The organism is Streptomyces sp. NBC_00388, from assembly GCF_036061255.1.
In the GTDB taxonomy this organism is placed as follows: Bacteria; Actinomycetota; Actinomycetes; order Streptomycetales; family Streptomycetaceae; genus Streptomyces.
Genome location: NZ_CP107948.1, coordinates 184,604 through 201,039, shown reverse-complemented (window position 1 = coordinate 201,039; position 16,436 = coordinate 184,604). Strand labels below are relative to the sequence as shown.

At 69.4% G+C, this 16,436-nt stretch carries 17 protein-coding genes; 14 read left to right on the top strand and 3 right to left on the bottom strand.

Annotated elements, in window-relative coordinates; genetic code table 11:
• Positions 1-8: 8 nt before the first annotated feature.
• The 13 genes from OG917_RS01025 (at position 9) to OG917_RS00965 (ending at position 12,884) form a co-directional block, all read left to right on the top strand.
• Complete coding sequence (locus OG917_RS01025) at positions 9-260, top strand: hypothetical protein (protein ID WP_328315563.1); 252 nt, start codon at positions 9-11, stop codon at positions 258-260.
• 414 nt (positions 261-674) lie between these two features.
• A complete protein-coding gene (locus OG917_RS01020; RefSeq protein WP_328315562.1) occupies positions 675-1,787 on the top strand; it encodes a 3-deoxy-7-phosphoheptulonate synthase in 1,113 nt (370 codons plus the stop codon).
• 46 nt (positions 1,788-1,833) lie between these two features.
• Positions 1,834-3,195 (top strand): aldehyde dehydrogenase family protein, encoded by a 1,362-nt coding sequence (locus OG917_RS01015; protein ID WP_328315561.1) that lies wholly within the window; start codon positions 1,834-1,836, stop codon positions 3,193-3,195.
• 60 nt (positions 3,196-3,255) lie between these two features.
• Positions 3,256-4,581, top strand: a complete 1,326-nt coding sequence (locus tag OG917_RS01010; protein WP_328315560.1) for an AMP-binding protein — start codon at positions 3,256-3,258, stop codon at positions 4,579-4,581.
• A complete protein-coding gene (locus OG917_RS01005; protein ID WP_328315559.1) occupies positions 4,578-6,308 on the top strand; it encodes a prenyltransferase/squalene oxidase repeat-containing protein in 1,731 nt (576 codons plus the stop codon). The genes OG917_RS01010 and OG917_RS01005 overlap by 4 nt, the downstream gene beginning before the upstream one ends.
• 12 nt (positions 6,309-6,320) lie before the next feature.
• On the top strand, positions 6,321-6,746 hold the full coding sequence (locus OG917_RS01000; RefSeq protein ID WP_328315558.1) for a hypothetical protein: 426 nt from the start codon (positions 6,321-6,323) through the stop codon (positions 6,744-6,746).
• Between the two features lie 56 nt (positions 6,747-6,802).
• Entirely contained in the window at positions 6,803-7,081 is a 279-nt protein-coding gene (locus OG917_RS00995; RefSeq protein ID WP_328315557.1) for an acyl carrier protein, read from the top strand.
• The gene (locus tag OG917_RS00990; RefSeq protein ID WP_328315556.1) at positions 7,078-8,097 is read left to right on the top strand and encodes a class I adenylate-forming enzyme family protein; all 1,020 of its coding nucleotides are present in this window, start codon (positions 7,078-7,080) and stop codon (positions 8,095-8,097) included. The genes OG917_RS00995 and OG917_RS00990 overlap by 4 nt, the downstream gene beginning before the upstream one ends.
• Before the next feature lie 69 nt (positions 8,098-8,166).
• Positions 8,167-8,916, top strand: coding sequence for an SDR family NAD(P)-dependent oxidoreductase (locus OG917_RS00985; protein ID WP_328315555.1), 750 nt, complete (start codon positions 8,167-8,169; stop codon positions 8,914-8,916).
• Between the two features lie 62 nt (positions 8,917-8,978).
• Entirely contained in the window at positions 8,979-10,025 is a 1,047-nt protein-coding gene (locus OG917_RS00980) for a phenazine antibiotic biosynthesis protein (protein WP_328315554.1), read from the top strand.
• A 106-nt stretch (positions 10,026-10,131) separates the two neighbouring features.
• Positions 10,132-11,787: an HAL/PAL/TAL family ammonia-lyase gene (locus OG917_RS00975; RefSeq protein ID WP_328315553.1), complete on the top strand. Its 1,656-nt coding sequence runs from the start codon at positions 10,132-10,134 to the stop codon at positions 11,785-11,787.
• A gap of 20 nt (positions 11,788-11,807) precedes the next feature.
• Complete coding sequence (locus tag OG917_RS00970) at positions 11,808-12,287, top strand: allene oxide cyclase barrel-like domain-containing protein (RefSeq protein ID WP_328315552.1); 480 nt, start codon at positions 11,808-11,810, stop codon at positions 12,285-12,287.
• A 120-nt stretch (positions 12,288-12,407) separates the two neighbouring features.
• On the top strand, positions 12,408-12,884 hold the full coding sequence (locus OG917_RS00965) for a hypothetical protein (RefSeq protein ID WP_328315551.1): 477 nt from the start codon (positions 12,408-12,410) through the stop codon (positions 12,882-12,884).
• A gap of 42 nt (positions 12,885-12,926) precedes the next feature.
• Here the strand turns inward: OG917_RS00965 and OG917_RS00960 are convergent, their stop codons facing one another.
• The 3 genes from OG917_RS00960 to istA are packed head-to-tail and all read right to left on the bottom strand — an operon-like array spanning position 12,927 to position 15,840.
• On the bottom strand, positions 12,927-13,451 hold the full coding sequence (locus OG917_RS00960) for a DUF1877 domain-containing protein (protein WP_328315550.1): 525 nt from the start codon (positions 13,449-13,451) through the stop codon (positions 12,927-12,929).
• 35 nt (positions 13,452-13,486) lie between these two features.
• Positions 13,487-14,245, bottom strand: a complete 759-nt coding sequence (gene istB, locus OG917_RS00955; RefSeq protein ID WP_328315549.1) for an IS21-like element helper ATPase IstB — start codon at positions 14,243-14,245, stop codon at positions 13,487-13,489.
• On the bottom strand, positions 14,245-15,840 hold the full coding sequence (gene istA / locus OG917_RS00950; protein ID WP_328315548.1) for an IS21 family transposase: 1,596 nt from the start codon (positions 15,838-15,840) through the stop codon (positions 14,245-14,247). Before istA ends, istB begins: the two co-directional genes overlap by 1 nt.
• Between istA and OG917_RS00945 the strand changes: the two genes are divergently transcribed.
• Complete coding sequence (locus OG917_RS00945; RefSeq protein WP_328315547.1) at positions 15,811-16,326, top strand: ABC transporter permease; 516 nt, start codon at positions 15,811-15,813, stop codon at positions 16,324-16,326. The two genes, istA and OG917_RS00945, sit on opposite strands and share 30 nt — an antisense overlap.
• The last annotated feature ends 110 nt before the right edge of the window (positions 16,327-16,436 follow it).

The window sequence follows — 16,436 nt, the reverse complement described above, 5'->3', positions numbered from 1 at the left end:
ATGCGCGAGTGTTCAGGAATGCAGCATGTTGTGGCGCACGTTCCTGCACGCCGCGTGTCGCCGTCGGGGCGTGCGGATTCCGGGCCATTCAGTGCGTCGAGGACCTCCTCGGCGACCTCGTCAGGACGACGGCCGTCCGTGGCGACGACCACCCGGGCGACCTCGGTGCAAATACGATGTCGCTGTCGCTGTCGCTGTCGCTGTCGCTGTCGCTGTCGCTGTCGCAGTCGCAGTCGCAGTCGCAGTCGCAGTCGCGGTAGCCGGGGAGCCCCTCCAGCGTCGCCACCGAAGGGGGACCGCGCGGCTCCTGCGCGGTCAGCCGGCGCAACCTGCTCAACGGTGCTGCTTCGTCGTCATGGAAGGGGCCGCTGGACAATCGGAGCGCTTGTAGAGGGTGCTCCACTGAATTGTGCGTACTGAAGACGCCGTGCGATGCAGCTAAATGCACCACAACTTGCTGCACGCGTCATCGCTGGACCTGGTTCGCCGGAATGGGCACGGTAGTTGTGTGCCGCAAGGGAGCGGACTGAACCCCCACTTCGTTCCCCGGTCATGGGGAGGGTTCCGGAGTTCTCACGGTAACCGGCCCTCCCTTCCCCGAATGATTCGTTGTCGACGCCCGGACCGGTGCACTGAACGTCACGAATTGAGGATCGATGCAAACTCTTGGCAGTGTGTTTGAGCGTACGACGCAGGCCGTCGGCGGACGCGTGGTGTCCGACGAGGTGCTTCCCGATGCTGTCGGAGGGCGCCACCGCAGCCACACGGCGAGCACCCCGGGCGAGCTGCGGAGCGAGCTGCCGCGGACACCGGACGCGGCAGCGGCGGTGGACGCGGGCCGCAGGACGACGCGCCAGGTCCTGCGAGGGAAGGACGACCGGCTCCTCGTCGTCGTGGGTCCGTGCTCGATCCATGACGTCGACGCCGGACGCGAGTACGCCACGTCGCTGAACACGGTGGCGGCCGAACTCCGGCACGACCTCGCCATCGTCATGCGGGTGTACGTCGAGAAGCCGCGGACCACCGTCGGCTGGACGGGGCTCCTCGCCGACCCTCACCTCGACGGACGCCTCGACTTCGACCGGGGCCTGCGCGCCACCCGCAAACTCATGCTGGACATAGCCGAGTCGGGGATGCCCATCGCCACGGAATGGCTCAGCCCCGCGGCCCCCGCCTACCTTGCGGACCTCATCTCCTGGGGTGCCATCGGCGCGCGGACCGTGGAGAGCCAGGTGCACCGCCAACTGGCCAGCGGCCTGCCGATGCCGGTCGGGATGAAGAACGGCAGCACGGGTTCCGTCAAGGTCGCTGTCGACGCCATCACGTCCGCGGCCGCCCCGCACGGCTACCTCGGGTTCGACCAGGACGGACGTGCGGTCACCCTGCACACGAGCGGCAACCCGGATTGCCACGTGGTGCTGCGGGGCGGAGCCGGCCGGCCGAACTACCAGGTCGAGCATGTCGACGAGGCCGCAGGCCTGTTGGCGTCCGCTTCCCTCCCGGCCGGTGTGGTCATCGACGCCAGTCACGCCAACAGCGACAAGAACCACGAACGCCAGGCGACCGTGGCGGGCGAGATCGGCGAACAGGTCGCCCGGGGCAGCACCGACATCCGCGGTGTGATGCTGGAGGGCTTCATCCTGCCCGGCCGGCAGGACCTCGGCCCGGAGGAGCCGGCGTTCGGGCAGAGCATCACCGACGCCTGCATGGGCTGGGAGACCACCGTGGACGTCCTCACCGACCTCGCGGCCGCCAGCCGGGCACGCCGAGCGGCGACCCGCGCCTGAAAGGCGCGAGGCCGGCCGACGCACCTACAGGAGAGGAGAGTTGAGCATGCGGGAAATTCCCGCGCTCGGGCCCGACGGCCCCTGCCGCACGCGCCGGAGCGCGACGCTCACCGACAGCGCGGGACACGAGGTGGCCGAGCTCGCGCAGGCTCCGGCCCTGATGGTCTCGCACTGGATCAGTCGGCTGCGTGACACCGCACCCCTGCCGGCGAGCGAGGTCATCGGCGTGTTGGCCAAGGCCGCCGACGTGTTCGCGGACCAAGAAATCATGGGAGACGATCTGGCGCGTCACGAACGGCGGGTGGCCGAACTGACCGGGACGCCCGTCACGGTGGTGCGTGAGTGCGACCGCCTCATCCTCGACGCGCTGCGTCATCCCGGCCGGGCCCCGGCCCAGGCTCGTCCGACAGGCTGCACCGTCGAGGACGTGGGCACGGCTCCGGTGGCGCAGGGCGCCGTCTGGGTACCGCGCGGAGAGGTCTTCGCGGTGCACGCGGCCGGCAACAGCCCAGGTGTGCACGCCATGTGGCTGGAGGCGCTCACCCTCGGCTACCGCGTCGTGGTGCGTCCCTCCCAGCGGGACCCGCTGACCCCGGGGCGCCTGGTCACCGCACTGCGTACGGCCGGATTGCCTGCGGACCAGGTACTCGTGGCTCCCTGTGACCACAGTACGGCCGACCAGATCATCGACCGGGCCGACCTCGCCCTCGTCTACGGCGGGCAGGACGTCGCCGACAGCTACGGCGGCCGTGACGACGTACGCCTGCAGGGACCGGGTCGATCGAAGCTGCTGGTGACGTCGGACGCCGATCGCGGACAAGGGCTCGCACTCGCCCGTGAAGGCGCCCTCTATCACGCCGGCACCGCGTGCACCGCCACCACGGCGGTCCTCGTGGAGCGCGACGCCCCCCGCTTCGCCGCCGACCTGGCCGCCGAGCTGGACGGCCTCCCGGCCGCCGGCCCCGCCGACGAGGACGCGGCGCTGCCCTGCATGCCGGTGGAGCGGGCCGGACAGCTCGTCGCCGCGGTCACCCGCTGGGCGCAGGGGTCCATCGTGCATCTGGCACCCCGTGTCGAACGCGTCGGACGGAACGGCACGCAGGCCACCGTCACTCCGGCCGTCGTCGAAGTCGCGTCCGCGGACAGCCCCCTGCTCGCCCACGAGATGCCCTTCCCCTGCGTATGGGTGGCCCCCTGGGACGACGGCGACCTCGCCGCTCTGGACGACTCCCTCGTCCTGTCCCTGCACACCACCCACCCCGAACTTGCCACACGGGCAGCGCGGTTGGGACGCGTCGCCAACGTCTACCACGGCAGGCCGACGTCCTGGACCCACCCGGATGTTCCGCACGACGGGTACCTCGGCACGTTCTTGATGCGCGCCAAGGGCCTCGCCCTCGCCCCCTGACACGCCGCCCCGCGCATCGCGCCGCGGCGTCCCCGTTCGAGCCCCGAGAGGAGCAACCCCATGCAGATCAACTCCAGGAGCGACTTCGACTTCATGGAGCGGATCCGTCAGGAAGCGGCCGACCACCACACACGCACAGAGGTGGACGACACCTTCTACGCATCCAAACTGGACGCGGTCTGGCGGCGAGCGGCCCAGACCCCCGCCTACCGGAACATCGGCCCGGCCGGCCCGCGCACCCTTCACGAGACCCCCGTCACGTCCAAGGACGCGCTCAAGGCGCACCCCTTGGACTACCTGCGGGTCCCGGTGACCGACGGCCTCAAGTACTACCAGACCACCGGGACCACCGGCGTCCCCACGCCGACACCGCGAACGGCACGGGACATGATCGCCAACACGGTCTCCGTCGCCGAGGCATGGCGCCCGCTGCTGACCGGCGGCGACCACCGCAGCCTGATCCTGCTCCCCTCCGACATCGTGCCCGTGGCCGATCTCATCGTCGGAGTCTGCGAGTTCCTCGGCGTGCCCCACACCAAGGCCTACCCGTACACCACGGGAATCTCCGACTGGGATCGCATCGTCGGGCTGTGGGAGGTGTTTCGCCCCACCACGCTGTTCGTGGCACCGGGGGTACTGCTCCAGTTCACCCAAGTGATGAAGAAGCGCGGCCTGCTGGACGAACTCAGCGGCTCGGTCGAGCAGATCATGCTGCTGGGCGAGGTCAGCACCCCCGAACTCCGTTCCATGGTCGGCGAGTGGTGGGGTGCGCGAGTCTTCGACGCCAGCTATGGCAGTACCGAGAGCGGGACCCTGGCCGCATGCTGCGCGCATGACCGTCTGCACCTGCTGGGCGCGGCCAACTACTTCGAGATCGCCCGGGGATCGGGCATTGACCCCGTCCTCCCCGGACGTGAGGGCCGACTCGTCGTGACGCCGCTCAACAACGACGCCCGCCCGCTGGTCCGTCTCGACATGGGCGACGAGGTGACGGTGGGCGACCGGTGCCCGTGCGGCGCGCAGTCGCCCACGGTCACGGTGCACGGCCGCGGCAGCGACGGCACGACCATCAAGGGCAACCGCGTGCGGACCCGGGACCTCGAAGGAATCGTGTACGGGAGCCGCGATGTCATGGGCTACCTGATCGAGGTGAACTCCCGCGGCACCTGGGCCCGTCTCCTGCTGGAACGCGATCCGAGCCGCGATCGCGGCGATGAAGCGAGCCGCGGCGACCTCATCCAGCGACGGACGGCGGAGCGCATCGGATTCACCTGGGACGAGGTGCGCTTCGTCAACCGGCTGCCGGTGACGACGAAGAGCGGTGGATCGCAGAAGAGCTGGAAGCGCTCCAACTTCAACGTGGTCGACGAGGGGGTGCCCGCATGACGTTCGAAACACTGCTCGACTCCTCCGGTGTGGTGTCCGGCGACTCCGACCTGTGGTGCACGTATGCTGCCGTGCGCACGCTCGCCTGGCTGGGGCGCACCGACGATCTGCCCGATCCGCAACGGGCCGCCGACTTCCTCGCCTCGCGCCAGAACACGGATGGCGGGTTCGCCTGGTCGCCCGGCATGACGTCGGACGCCTGGGCCACGTACTACTGCACCCAGGCCCTGGCGGACCTTCCCGATGACACCCGCGCCGATGTCACGACCACCAGTCCTGACTGGGTGCGCAGGGCCGCCCACCCCGACGGCGGATTCGCCATGACGCCTGGTCAGGCATCTGATGTCTGGGCCACGTATTACGCAGTGCGCACCCTGGTCGAGATCTACGGCGAGCAGCCGCCGCCCGCGCTCTTCGACTGGTTGGGCGCCCTGCAGGCGGCGGACGGCGGCCTGGCATGGAGTCCCGCGCACGCCAAGGACGGGACCTCCGACGTACGGGCCTGCTACTACGCCCTGACCGCATGGAAGACCGCTTTCGGCAAGGACAGCCCGCTGCCCTGGGACCGCGGACTGCTCGTCGGCTGGCTGCGCTCCCGGCAGAGCGACGACGGGGGCTTCACCTTCCAGGCGGGCGACACCACGGACTGCCTGTGGGCCACCTTCCGGGCGACCAATGCGCTGGGGCACCTCGAAGAGCAGCCGCGCGACCCCCGGGCGTGCGTCAGCTGGATCCGCGGACAACGTCGCGAGGATGGTGCCTTCACTCGCTGGCCGGGCTATCCCGTGGCCGATGTCTGGGCCGCCTTCTGTGCGGTCGGCGCGCTGCGCGCGCTCGGCGACGACCTCGGCGACCTGTCGGACCCGGTGGTGCACACGCTCCTGTCGTTCCGCACCGAGCAGGGCGGCTTCACCTATCGGATGCCCGAGTTCGCCTCCGACGTCCTCACGACCTCGGCCCACGTGCTGTCGGGTCGTCTGGCGGCAGCTGCCGACGAGCAAGCCGTGGCGTGGATGGAAAGCTGCGTACTGCCCAATGAGAACGGCGTCATGTACATGCCCGGCCGGGGCGGTGAGGTGCGCTGTACGTTGTGGGCCCTGGCCGCGGGCGCCTTCCACGACGACCTCCGGGCCAGGGCCGACATCGCCGACTGGCTCGTCACCGCCATCCAGAACCCCGACGGTGGCTTCGGCTACTGGGAGGGCCGCGCCTCGGACATGGTGTCCACCTGCGCCGCGGCGGAGATCCTGAGTGAGGCCCCGAAGGACACCGCGCGTTCCGCGCTGCGCGATGTCGCCCACTTCGTCGCCACTTGCGCGACCGGCCCCGGCCGCTGGGCCAACGTCCCGGGCGGCAGCCCCACCCTGCGCTCCACCCTCCAGGCACTGCGCGCCCTGCGGCGTTCCGTCGGCGTCGACGAGGCACCCGTCCATGAAGCCCTGGACCTGCACCGCGTCCGGGGCGGTGGCTTCGCGAACGAGGGACACCGTGTACCGGACCTGCTCAGCACATACGAAGCGGTCCTCGCCTTCGACCTGTTCGGCATCGCACTGGACACCGACCACCTGAGCCGATTCGTCGACAGCGTGCGTGCCGCGGACCGGGGTTTCGCCTGGACACCGCTGATGGCCACGAGCGGCGGGCCGCTCGCCGACTGCCTGGGCCGCCGCCTGGAGCTGCGGCTCTCCGCCGAGCAGCGGCCACTGCCGGCGCTGGCCCTCTCGTGAAAGGAGCTCCCCTTGCCCACCGTTGACGTGACCAGCCCCGCACTGACCCCATCCGCCCGCCTGAAGGCGGCCCTGAACCTGACCCGTTGGCTGACGAACCACGGTTCCGACGCCGCCCACGTGGTCGTCGCCTTTCACACCGCGGACCCGATGGCCTACTTCGTTCGCGGCGTACCCTTGACGACCTTCGACGACCCGGGCGGCGACCAGCGCCGGGCTCCATGGGCATCGGTCGTCTGCCACGTACACCCGGACCGTGACGCCGAGTACCGTGCGGGCCTGGCCGAGGAGATCCGCCGGACCCTGTGCCCCGAGGCGGGCACCGGCCACCTCATGGTCCGCTTCGAGCCGACCCGCCCCGATCACGTGCTGTACCGGGACGGGAACACGATGACCAGCGGCGCACCGGCGCCCGCCGGAGCCGGCCCCACCCGTTGACCAGCCCGGGACAGGCCGCCGGCCACGAGACGTGCGACAGGAAGGACCCATCCCTCATGCAGACCACCACCCGCCCCGCCGACATCCAGCCGCGCATCCTGGACGTCCTGCACAAGCGCTTCGGCGACCAGGTGCGCGCACTGAACCCGACCGCCGACCTGGCCACGACGCTGCCGGGCTTCGACAGCCTCGCCGCCCTGGAGTATGTGACCGCGGTGGAGAACGAGTTCGGCATCGAGGTCGACTTCGTGAGCGACGACGTCCGGTACTCCTTCAGCACGCTGGAGCGCACCACCGAATACGTTCGCGAACGCGTCGAGGACCAGCTGGGATGACCCGGCCGGCTACGCACCCCACCGCTGAGGCGGGCGACGGCCCGCACGCGCGCGAGTTCCCCTTCGAGACCTCAGGCAGCACGGGCAGGCCGCAGCGATGGTTCCGCAGCACGGAGCAGATGCGCCGTGAAGTGGACCTGATCGCGTCCGACCTCGTCGGGCAGGTGGACGAAGTGGTCAGCTACGCGCCGCCGCACCATCTGTTCGGCGCCCTGTTCGGCGACTGGCTGCCACGCTTGCGGGGGATCGACGTCCACCATGCGTGGGCCGACCCGCTCACACCCTTGCACCTGCGCAGCGGCAGCCGGGCCCTGATCGTCTGCGTGCCGATGACTTGGTCCATCCTGCACCGCAGCCGATCCGCACTCGCCACGGCGCGATCCGTCGTGGCCCTGCACAGCTCGGCGACCGCACCGCCTCAGGCCAGGGACGTCGTCGCCGCCACCGGCCCTCACCTGCGGGCGCACGAGATCCTCGGGTCCACCGAGACCGGAGGCATCGCCCACCGGCCCCTCGCCGCCACCGGAACCGACACCGGCCCCTGGCACGCCTTCGCCGACGTCGACCTCCCGCGCGCTCGCGGCCCGGTGCCGGGCGTGCAGGACCTGGTGGTCTCCGGACCACGCCTCGCCCGCCCGCAGACGGCCGCCCGGCCTCCGGAGCACTGGGCCACCGGCGACCTGGTGAACCACCTCGGTCCACGGACGTTCCGGCTCGCCGGGCGCCGAGGCGACCTGATCAAGGTGAACGGCCGACGGGTCCATCTCGATCAGGTGGCCGCACTCCTCGCCACGCGCCTGCCCGGAGCGGACTGCGCGGCGATCCCGCTGGCGAGGGGCACTGTCGCCGGCGAGGGCTACGCGGTCTTCTGGACCACCGGCTCCACAGCGCCCGCCCGGATCAGGGCCGCGCTGAGTGACCTCCCCGGCCCCTCTCGGCTCATGGAGGTTCCCACCATCCCCCGACTGCCCACCGGCAAACCCGACCGGCGGCGGCTGCTGGCTCTGCTGCCCTGAGGCCGTCGGCCTACCCTCGTACACACCGCCCAACGCAGACCCACCCGGCTGCTCAGGAAAGGAGCCACCATGACCAGGCTGATCGTCGTGACCGGAGCGAGCGCAGGCATCGGCAAAGCGACCGCGCTGCGCTTCGCCCGCAACAAGGACAGGGTGCTGATGATCGCCCGCCGCGAGGACCGGCTCGCCCGGGCCACCGAAGAGATCCGGGCCGAAGTCCCCGGCGCGGACATCGAACCACTCGCCCTGGACGTGTCCGACCCCGCGTCCGTCACAGCCCTGCAGGAGCGTGCCGCCGCGACCGGGCAGGCGGTATCCGCAGTCGTGTGCTGCGCCGGCGCTGTCCCCGTTCAGAACGCCGAAGGTGTCGAGTCCATCGTGCGTGAGTGGCAGGACGCACACCAGGCAAATGTGATGACCGCCGTGATCACCGTCGAAGGCCTCGTCCCCCAACTCGCCGACGAAGCCAGCATCGTGCTGTACAGCTCGATCGCCGCCTACCGCGGCAGCGGCGGCAGCGGCGGCTACGGCGCTGCCAAGGCGGCCCTGCACTCCTACGTGCACACACTCAGCAACCGGCTCGGTCCACGGGGCATCAGCGTCAACGCCGTCGCGCCCGGCTACGTCGCCGACACCGACCTCTTCGGGGGCGAACTGCCCGCCGACCGCGAGAACACGCTCGTCCGCCAGACTCTGCTCGGCCGTGCCGGGGACCCCGCCGACGTCGCCGAACTCAGCTTCTACCTGTGCTCCCGGCCCGGTGGCTACATCACTTCGCAGATCGTCCAGATCAACGGCGGCGCCTCCCACGGCGTGTAGCCCACCCGGCGCACGAGCCGATCCCACCGGACCCAGCTCTCCGAGAAAGTGGTGACCTTGCCATGAACGCCGAACACGCCGACGCCCACGTCCGCGCCATGATGCACTGGCACTTCGACCCCGGGACCGGATCCCCCTTCTGGCTCGAACGCCGTGACCGGCTCGGATTCGACCCCGTCCGGGACGTGCGGTGCGTCGACGACCTGCTCAGGTTCCCCAATCTCGTGGACGAGCAGCGCGACGTGCCGGTGTCCGACCTCGTGCCCCGTGGTCTCGGCGACGACGAGGAGATCTTCGCCGTGTACGAGAGTGGCGGCACTACCGGCGCACCCAAACGCTTCCTCATGTTCGAGAACTGGTTCGACCAGTACATGAACTGGGAGAACTCCCACTACCCGGACGACGGGGTCGGCGACACACTGGCTGTCGCTCCCAGCGGCCCCCACATGCTGGGCGAGTACTCCAACAGGATCGCCAGGGCCCGGGGCGGAGTCCGCTTCTCGATCGACCTGGATCCCCGCTGGGTGAAGCGGCTCATCGCCGACGGCGAGACCGCCATCGCCACCGCCTACGTCGAGCATCTGGTCGATCAGGCCGAACTCGTCCTCCAGTCACAGGACATCGCCTTCCTGATCACCACCCCACCCCTGCTCGCGCGACTGTCCGAGCGGCCGTCGGTCCGCACCCTCATCCGGGACAAGGTGCGGCTGATCGTCTGGACAGGGGCACACATGGACCCCGACACCTTGGACTTCCTGTCCGGCGAACTGTTCCCCAAGACCCGCTTCCGCGGCTCCTACGGCAGTACCACGGTGCTGAGCGGAACCGTCGAGCGCAGCGCGGCGCAACCGGGGGACACGGTCTTCGACTCGTACTCCCCCTACGTGCTGTACCGGGTCGTGAACCCGGACACCGGCCTGCCCGTCGCCCACGGTGAGACGGGGGCGGTCGTCATGAACTACCTGACCCGGTACGGGCTGGTGCTCAACAGCGTCGAGCGCGACCTGGCCACCCGCGTCCCCAGCCCGAGTGGTGCGGGCGACTCGCTCAGCTCGATCCACCCGGCCGCGGAGGTGGACGGCCAGAAGGTGATCGAGGGCGTGTACTGAGCCAGGACCCGTACCCACCGCCCCGCCGCCGTCGTCTTCGTGTCCGGGCCGCTCCCGAAAGCCCGCCACGAAGGCGAGGGCGGAACACACAAGGAGGAGCAGACCGGTGCCCCAGCACCTGGAACTGGACGGAACCAATCTCTCACCACGCCAGGTCGCGGATACCGCGCGGGCCCCCCGCTGCGTGACGATATCGCTCGCCCCGTCCGCCGCCGTGCGCATGCAGGCCTCGATGGAGCTCAAGGAGCGTCTGCTCGCGGAGGAAATCCCCATCTACGGTGTGACCACCGGGTTCGGGGACAGCTGCGACCGGCAGATCTCCCCTGGCCGGGCCGCGGAACTGCAGCGCAACCTGGTGCAGTACCACCTCAACGGGACCGGACCCATCGCGAATCCCGCCGTGTCCCGCGCCGCCCTGCTGCTTCGGGCCAACGCCCTGGCCCATGGCGTCTCCGCCGTACGGCCGGAACTGGTGACCCTCCTGCTGGACTGCCTGCGACACGATGTGCTGCCACTGATCCCCGAACGCGGCTCGCTGGGCGCCAGCGGTGACCTGGTCCCGCTCTGCTACCTGGCAGCCGTGGTGGACGGCAGCGGGGAGGCTCTCCACCGAGGGCGCGTCCGCCCGGCGGGTGACGCTCTGCGGGAAGAAGGCCTCGAACCCCTGAGGCTGGCCCCCAAGGAGGGCATAGCCCTGATCAACGGCACCTCGTTCGCCTCGGCCTACGCGGTGCTCGCCGCCGCGGACGCACGAGAGCTGACCTTCGCGACGGAACTGGCCACCGCGATGACCTTCGAGGTCCTGCACGGAAACGCCTCGGCACTGCATCCCTTCATCCACGCGCACAAACCCCATCCGGGGCAGGCCGAATCGGCTCGCCGCATCCGTGCGCTGCTCGATGGATCACGGCTCGCCACCTCTTTCGAGGACATCGTCGTGCGCCGCGAGCGACTCGCGGGACGCGCCGGCCTGCGTCTCAGCGAACGGATCCAGGAGAAGTACTCACTGCGCTGCGCGCCGCACATCGTGGGGATCGTCCGCGACACGCTGGAGTGGACCGACCAGTGGCTCGAAACCGAGATCAACTCCGCAACCGACAACCCCTTGTTCGACGCGGACGAAGACGCTCTGCACCTCGGTGGCAACTTCTACGCTGGACACGTGGGCCAAGCCATGGACAGCCTCAAGACCACCGTGGCCGGCCTCGCCAACCTGATGGATCGCCAGCTCGCGCTGGTCATCGATGAGAAGTTCAGCCAGGGGCTGCCGCCGAATCTCGTCGTGCCCCGCTGTGCGGACGATCCGCAGGCAGGGCTCCACCACGGCTTCAAGGGAATGCAGATAGCGGCGTCCGCCGTGACTGCGGAGGCACTCAAGCAGACGGGGCCGGTGTCCGTGTTCTCCCGCTCCACCGAGGCGCACAACCAGGACATCGTGAGTATGGGCACGATCTCCGCGCGTGACGCCCGCACGGTGAACGGGCTGGTCCGGGAAGTGGCGGCGATCCACTTGCTCGCGCTCGCTCAGGCACTCGACCTGCGCGGCGTCGAGCGCGCCTCGCCGGCGGTCCGTGCGGTGCACTCCATGATCCGGCAGCACAGCGACTTCGTCGACCGGGACCGACGCCTCGATCGGGACATCGCCGCGGTGGCCGACCTCATCGAGACCGGAGCGCTGCGTCGCGCCGCTGAACGCGGCGGCCCGGCCGGCAGTGACACGAGCTCTGCGCCGGAACGCCACCTTGCGCCGGCTGCGGGCTGACGAGACAAAGGAGAACGACCATGGACAGGCCAACCATCATGCTGCTCGGCGCCGTCTGCACCGGAGCCCTCGTGACCACCGCGATCATGGCTCCCGCTCAGGCCACCGATCGCACGGCACGGACTGATTCGCACCGTGTGATCGAACTGGATGTGGGCAACGACAAGGTGGTCCATTCGGACGTCGGCAAGCACGGACTGAGCATCGGGGACGAGTTCATCTACACGGACCTGCTCTCACGAGACGGCCACCGCGTGGGCAAGGACGGCAGCTCCTGCCAGGTCACCGACCTCGAAGGAGACCGGACCACGACGAGTTGCGTGCTGTCGGTCCAGCTGCCCGATGGCCAGCTGACCGCCCAGTCGCTGTGGACCAAGGGCAGCAGCACGGTCCGGATGGCGATCACGGGCGGGACCGATGCCTATCGCGGCGCCAGCGGAGAACTGACGTGCCGGGACATACAGACCCCGCACGAGACCTACCGCATCAGCCTGGACTGACCACAGGCACCGACATCCGGGACGCGCATCTCGCCGGCGACACCCGGCACGGGAAACCGCGCGGAGTTCGCCCCCCCCCGCCCCCCTCCGCCCCCCCGGGCGGCCACCGTCCTGGACGTCGTGGGCAGCCGGGACGCGAAGTGGGACAAGCCGGGCGAGGCGGTCCTCGGCGAGAAGATGGCCGGTGACCTGGGGCTGAAGCAGGGCCAGGAAGTCCCGGTCCGGTTCGCGGACGGCGCCACCGTCACTCTCCGCGTATCCCAGGTGCTGCCCGACGACCCGGCTCGCGGCGACTTCGTGGTCGCCCGTGACCTGGCCCGCGCCCACGACCCGGCCGCACTCACTGACGACATCTTCGTCCCGCGCGACGCCAAGGCCTCGGCCTCGGCTCCCGGAGTCGCGCTGCACGACGCCGCCGAGTACGCCCTGGCCGACTACAACACCGACGCCAAGCTCACCGAGTCGCTCGCCATGATGCTGATCGTCATCGCCGTCGGCTACAGCGTGATCGCCGTCGCCAACTCCATGGCCATGGCCGCCCACGGCCGGCGCCGCGTGTGGACGGTCACGCAATTACCCAGGCGGAAGTTCACGTAATTCCCCAGGTGCTGCCGTGAGCTGACTGGAGGGCGCCCCGCGTCAGTCCCACCACAGCACGAGAAGAAGGTGCCGTTGGGATGCATCACGGTAAAACTCTCGCAGGGCATTGAAGTGCCCCAGCAGGTACTTCCTCGGGCCGCCGACGATCCTGGCCGGCTCGTCGCCGATCAAGGAAGCGGCCTCTGTCTCGTCGGTCGGCAAGGCGGCCAGAAGGGCGGTCAAGTCGATCTGCCAGAGCAGTTCCGAGACGCGAGCCACCTGAGCCGCGGAGAGGGCCGTGGGAGCGGGCCCGAAGGGACCGATGGCATGCGGGTGTGTGTTGAGGAAGCCGAGGTCGATTGCAACATCGCCCTCGGTGGACTGCCGCAGAGCGTTGAGGTGGACGTCATCGAGACCTCCCAGCTCGCAGATCCGTTCGAGCAGAGTCGGCGCCCAGTCCAGGTCCAGGGTGTCCGCCGTGGGTGGATCCCAGTGAGGATCTCCATCCGGTGACTCGTCAGCTGACTGATGGCAGGAGGCGAGATACTCCGCAGGGATGCGGGCAAGTTGTTGCGTGACGGCCATGACGGCAGTATCCCGACGACGTCCACCGATTCTCCCTACTTGGTCTTGTCAGTGGGGTTCTTTGGCCGCTTGTTGGGGCAGTAGCTGGGGCCGTTCATGATCACCTGGTGGCTGGTGTTGATCAGGCGGTCCAGGAGCGACTCGGCGACGACGGGGTTGGGGAAGAGCGGATACCAGTCGCTGGGTGCCCGGTTGCTGGTGATGATCAGGGACCGGCCCTGCCGTTCGCTGACCAGTTCGTAGAGGTCATCCGCCTGGGCCGCGCTGAGCTGGCGCATGGCGAAGTCGTCGAGGATGAGCACGTCGGGCCGTACCAGTTCGCGGATCCGCTTGTCCCAGGTGCGGTCCGCGTGGCCGCCGGCGAGGTCCGCGAGGATCCGGCTGGTCTTGGCGAAGCGGACGTGGGCGCCCTGGCGGATCGCGAGGTGGCCGAGGGCCTGGGCGACGTGGGTCTTGCCGACCCCGACCGGCCCGAAGAGGATGACCGACTCGCCGGAGTGGAGCCAGCGCAAGGCCCCGAGATCTCGGATCTGGGGGGCTGGGAGCTTCGAAGAGGCGGTGAAGTCGAACTCCTCCAGGGTGACCTGCTGCTCGAACTTCGCCCGTGTCAGGCGTCGTTGGAAGGCGACGGTCTCGCGGCGGGTGATCTCGTCCTGGCAAAGGACCTGGAGAAAGTCCAGGTGCCCGAGTTCGCCGCCGTGGGCCTGGGCCAGGCGGGCGTCGAGGGTTTCCAGCATTCCCGAGAGCCGCAGGGATTTCAGCGACTCGCGCAGGGCGGTGTCCATCACGCTCATCAGATGCTTCCCTTAGCTTCGCCGTGGACCTGGTCGTCGTGCATGTCGTCCGCCGTCTCGGCCGGGGCGACGGAGGCGAACAGTCGCTGGGGCCCGTGGAGGAAGGCTGCGGCTCCCGCGTCTCCGCTTGATTCGGGCTCAGGGTCGGTCTCGGTGCCGGCGATCAGGATGCCCTTGATGGTGCGGTAGGACGGATCACCGACCGTGATTGCCTTCGCGCAGGCGGCCTCCAGCCGCGTCTCGTCGTACTTCTTCCTCAGCCCGACGACCCCCTGGGCGGCGCGGAGACGGTAGAGCGCGTTGACCTCCAGTAGCTGGTCGACGACGGTCCGGCAGGCGTCCCCGACCTCGGATGCCTGGGTCCGGCACCAGATTGGCGTGCGCATCTGGAAGGCGATCTTCTCCGGCGGGTAGTCACCCTTGTCGGTGCGTTTGCCCTGGTCAAGCGAGGCGTGGGTCTTGACCAGGTCGCCGTCGAGGAAGACCCTCACCATCGTGGCGGTGGAGCGGACGTCGACCCGGCGGCCGATCAGTTCCCAGGGCACCGAGTAGAGGGTGCGGCCGGCCTTGATGTGGATGTCCGGTCCGACCGTCGCTGTTGACCAGCGAGCCAGGACGAACGGAGTGGGTGGCAACGGCAGTAGGGTCTGGGCTTCGACGGCCTCGAACACTGCCATCGGTGAGGCTCCCTGCAGCGGCCGGCACTGTCGTCGGCCCGCCACCTTCTGACTCCAGGCGACAGCCTCGGCCTGCATGTGCTCGATCGAGGTGAACTCCCGTCCACGCCAGAACGAGTCCCGGATGTAGGGCATGGGCCACTCGACCCGCGGCTTGTCCTTGGGCCGGGCGGCGCGGGCTGGATCCACCAAGGCGCCGTAGTGGGTGGCGAGTTCGGCATAGGCCTTGTTGATCTTCGGGTCGTAGAGATCGGGTTTGTCGACGCCGGTCCGCAGGTTGTCCGGGACCAGGCGGCGCGGGACGCCCCCGAAGTAGCGGAAGGCGGCGACGTGGGCCTCGGTCCAGGCGTGCTGGTGCAGGTAGAGGACCGGGCGGACGAACATGTGTCGCGAGCACGGCAGTACCATCACGAACGCCCAGATCCGGTGCCGTTTGCCGGTCTTCGGATTGGTCCACTGACCCAGGTGGCCGTAATCGATCTGAGCTTCTGAGCCCGGCTCGACATCATCGCGCAAGACCGTGACCTGCGACCTTGTCGTCTCATCGGGCAACGTGGCATGTACCCACCGGCGGAACGAGGAGATCGACACGTCGAGCTTGTGCTCGTCCCGCAGCCGTTGGTGGATCGTGGAGACGGTCACCGTCCCCAGCAGGTTCTTGATGTAGTCGCGGTGCTGGTCGATGTCGGGCCAGGTGATCTGCCGCAGCCGCCGGTCAGACAGTTCAGGGAACCATCTCTTGATCAGCTTGGCCCAGTCGGCCTCTCGCATCGGCGGACCGCCCGGGACGATCTCGGACGCCTCCGCCGGCGCCAAGTACTTCCTGATCGTCTTGCGGTCCACCCCCAGCGACGCGGCCAGCTCGCTCTTCGATCGGCCTGCGTACCAGTGGACATAGATCTCGGTGATGTCGACCACGACGAACCTTCTCCTCGCCATCCGGGCTGCCCATCGGCCATCCGCACTACAGGCCGAGAGCTGCCCACGCGCCTCCGCGATGACCAGGTCCCTCGATCCCGAACTCCGTCGTACCCCTGGGGAATTAGGAGAATTCGGGATGGGGAATTACATGACGCTCAAACCACTCGTCGTGGGGAAAAACGTGAACGCTCACACCGCGACTTCGGGGTGATGAAGTCGGCCGGCGGCACCGCCCGCCAGCTCCTGTTCACCTCGGCCGGCGAGACCGCTCTGGTTGTCGCTATCGGCGCCGCCCTCGGTGTGCTGGTGACCCTGCCCCCGCTGGTCGGTATGGCCGCAGGTCTCTCCGAGGCCACCTCGTCGGACGTGGGCCTGCACCTGAACTCGGATGCCGTCGTCGCCGCGATCATCGGTACCCTGGTGGCTGCCCTGCTCGCGGGGGTCGCCGTCACGTCGAGGTCGCTGACGACGCCGACGGTCTGAGGCGGACGCGGACCACGCCCTCCCAAACGCCTGCGCGCGCTCTGTAGAGCCCGGGCAGCCCCGCTGATTGTGCTGGTGGGCGCAGGCGCGGCGGGAGGCGAAGGCAGCGA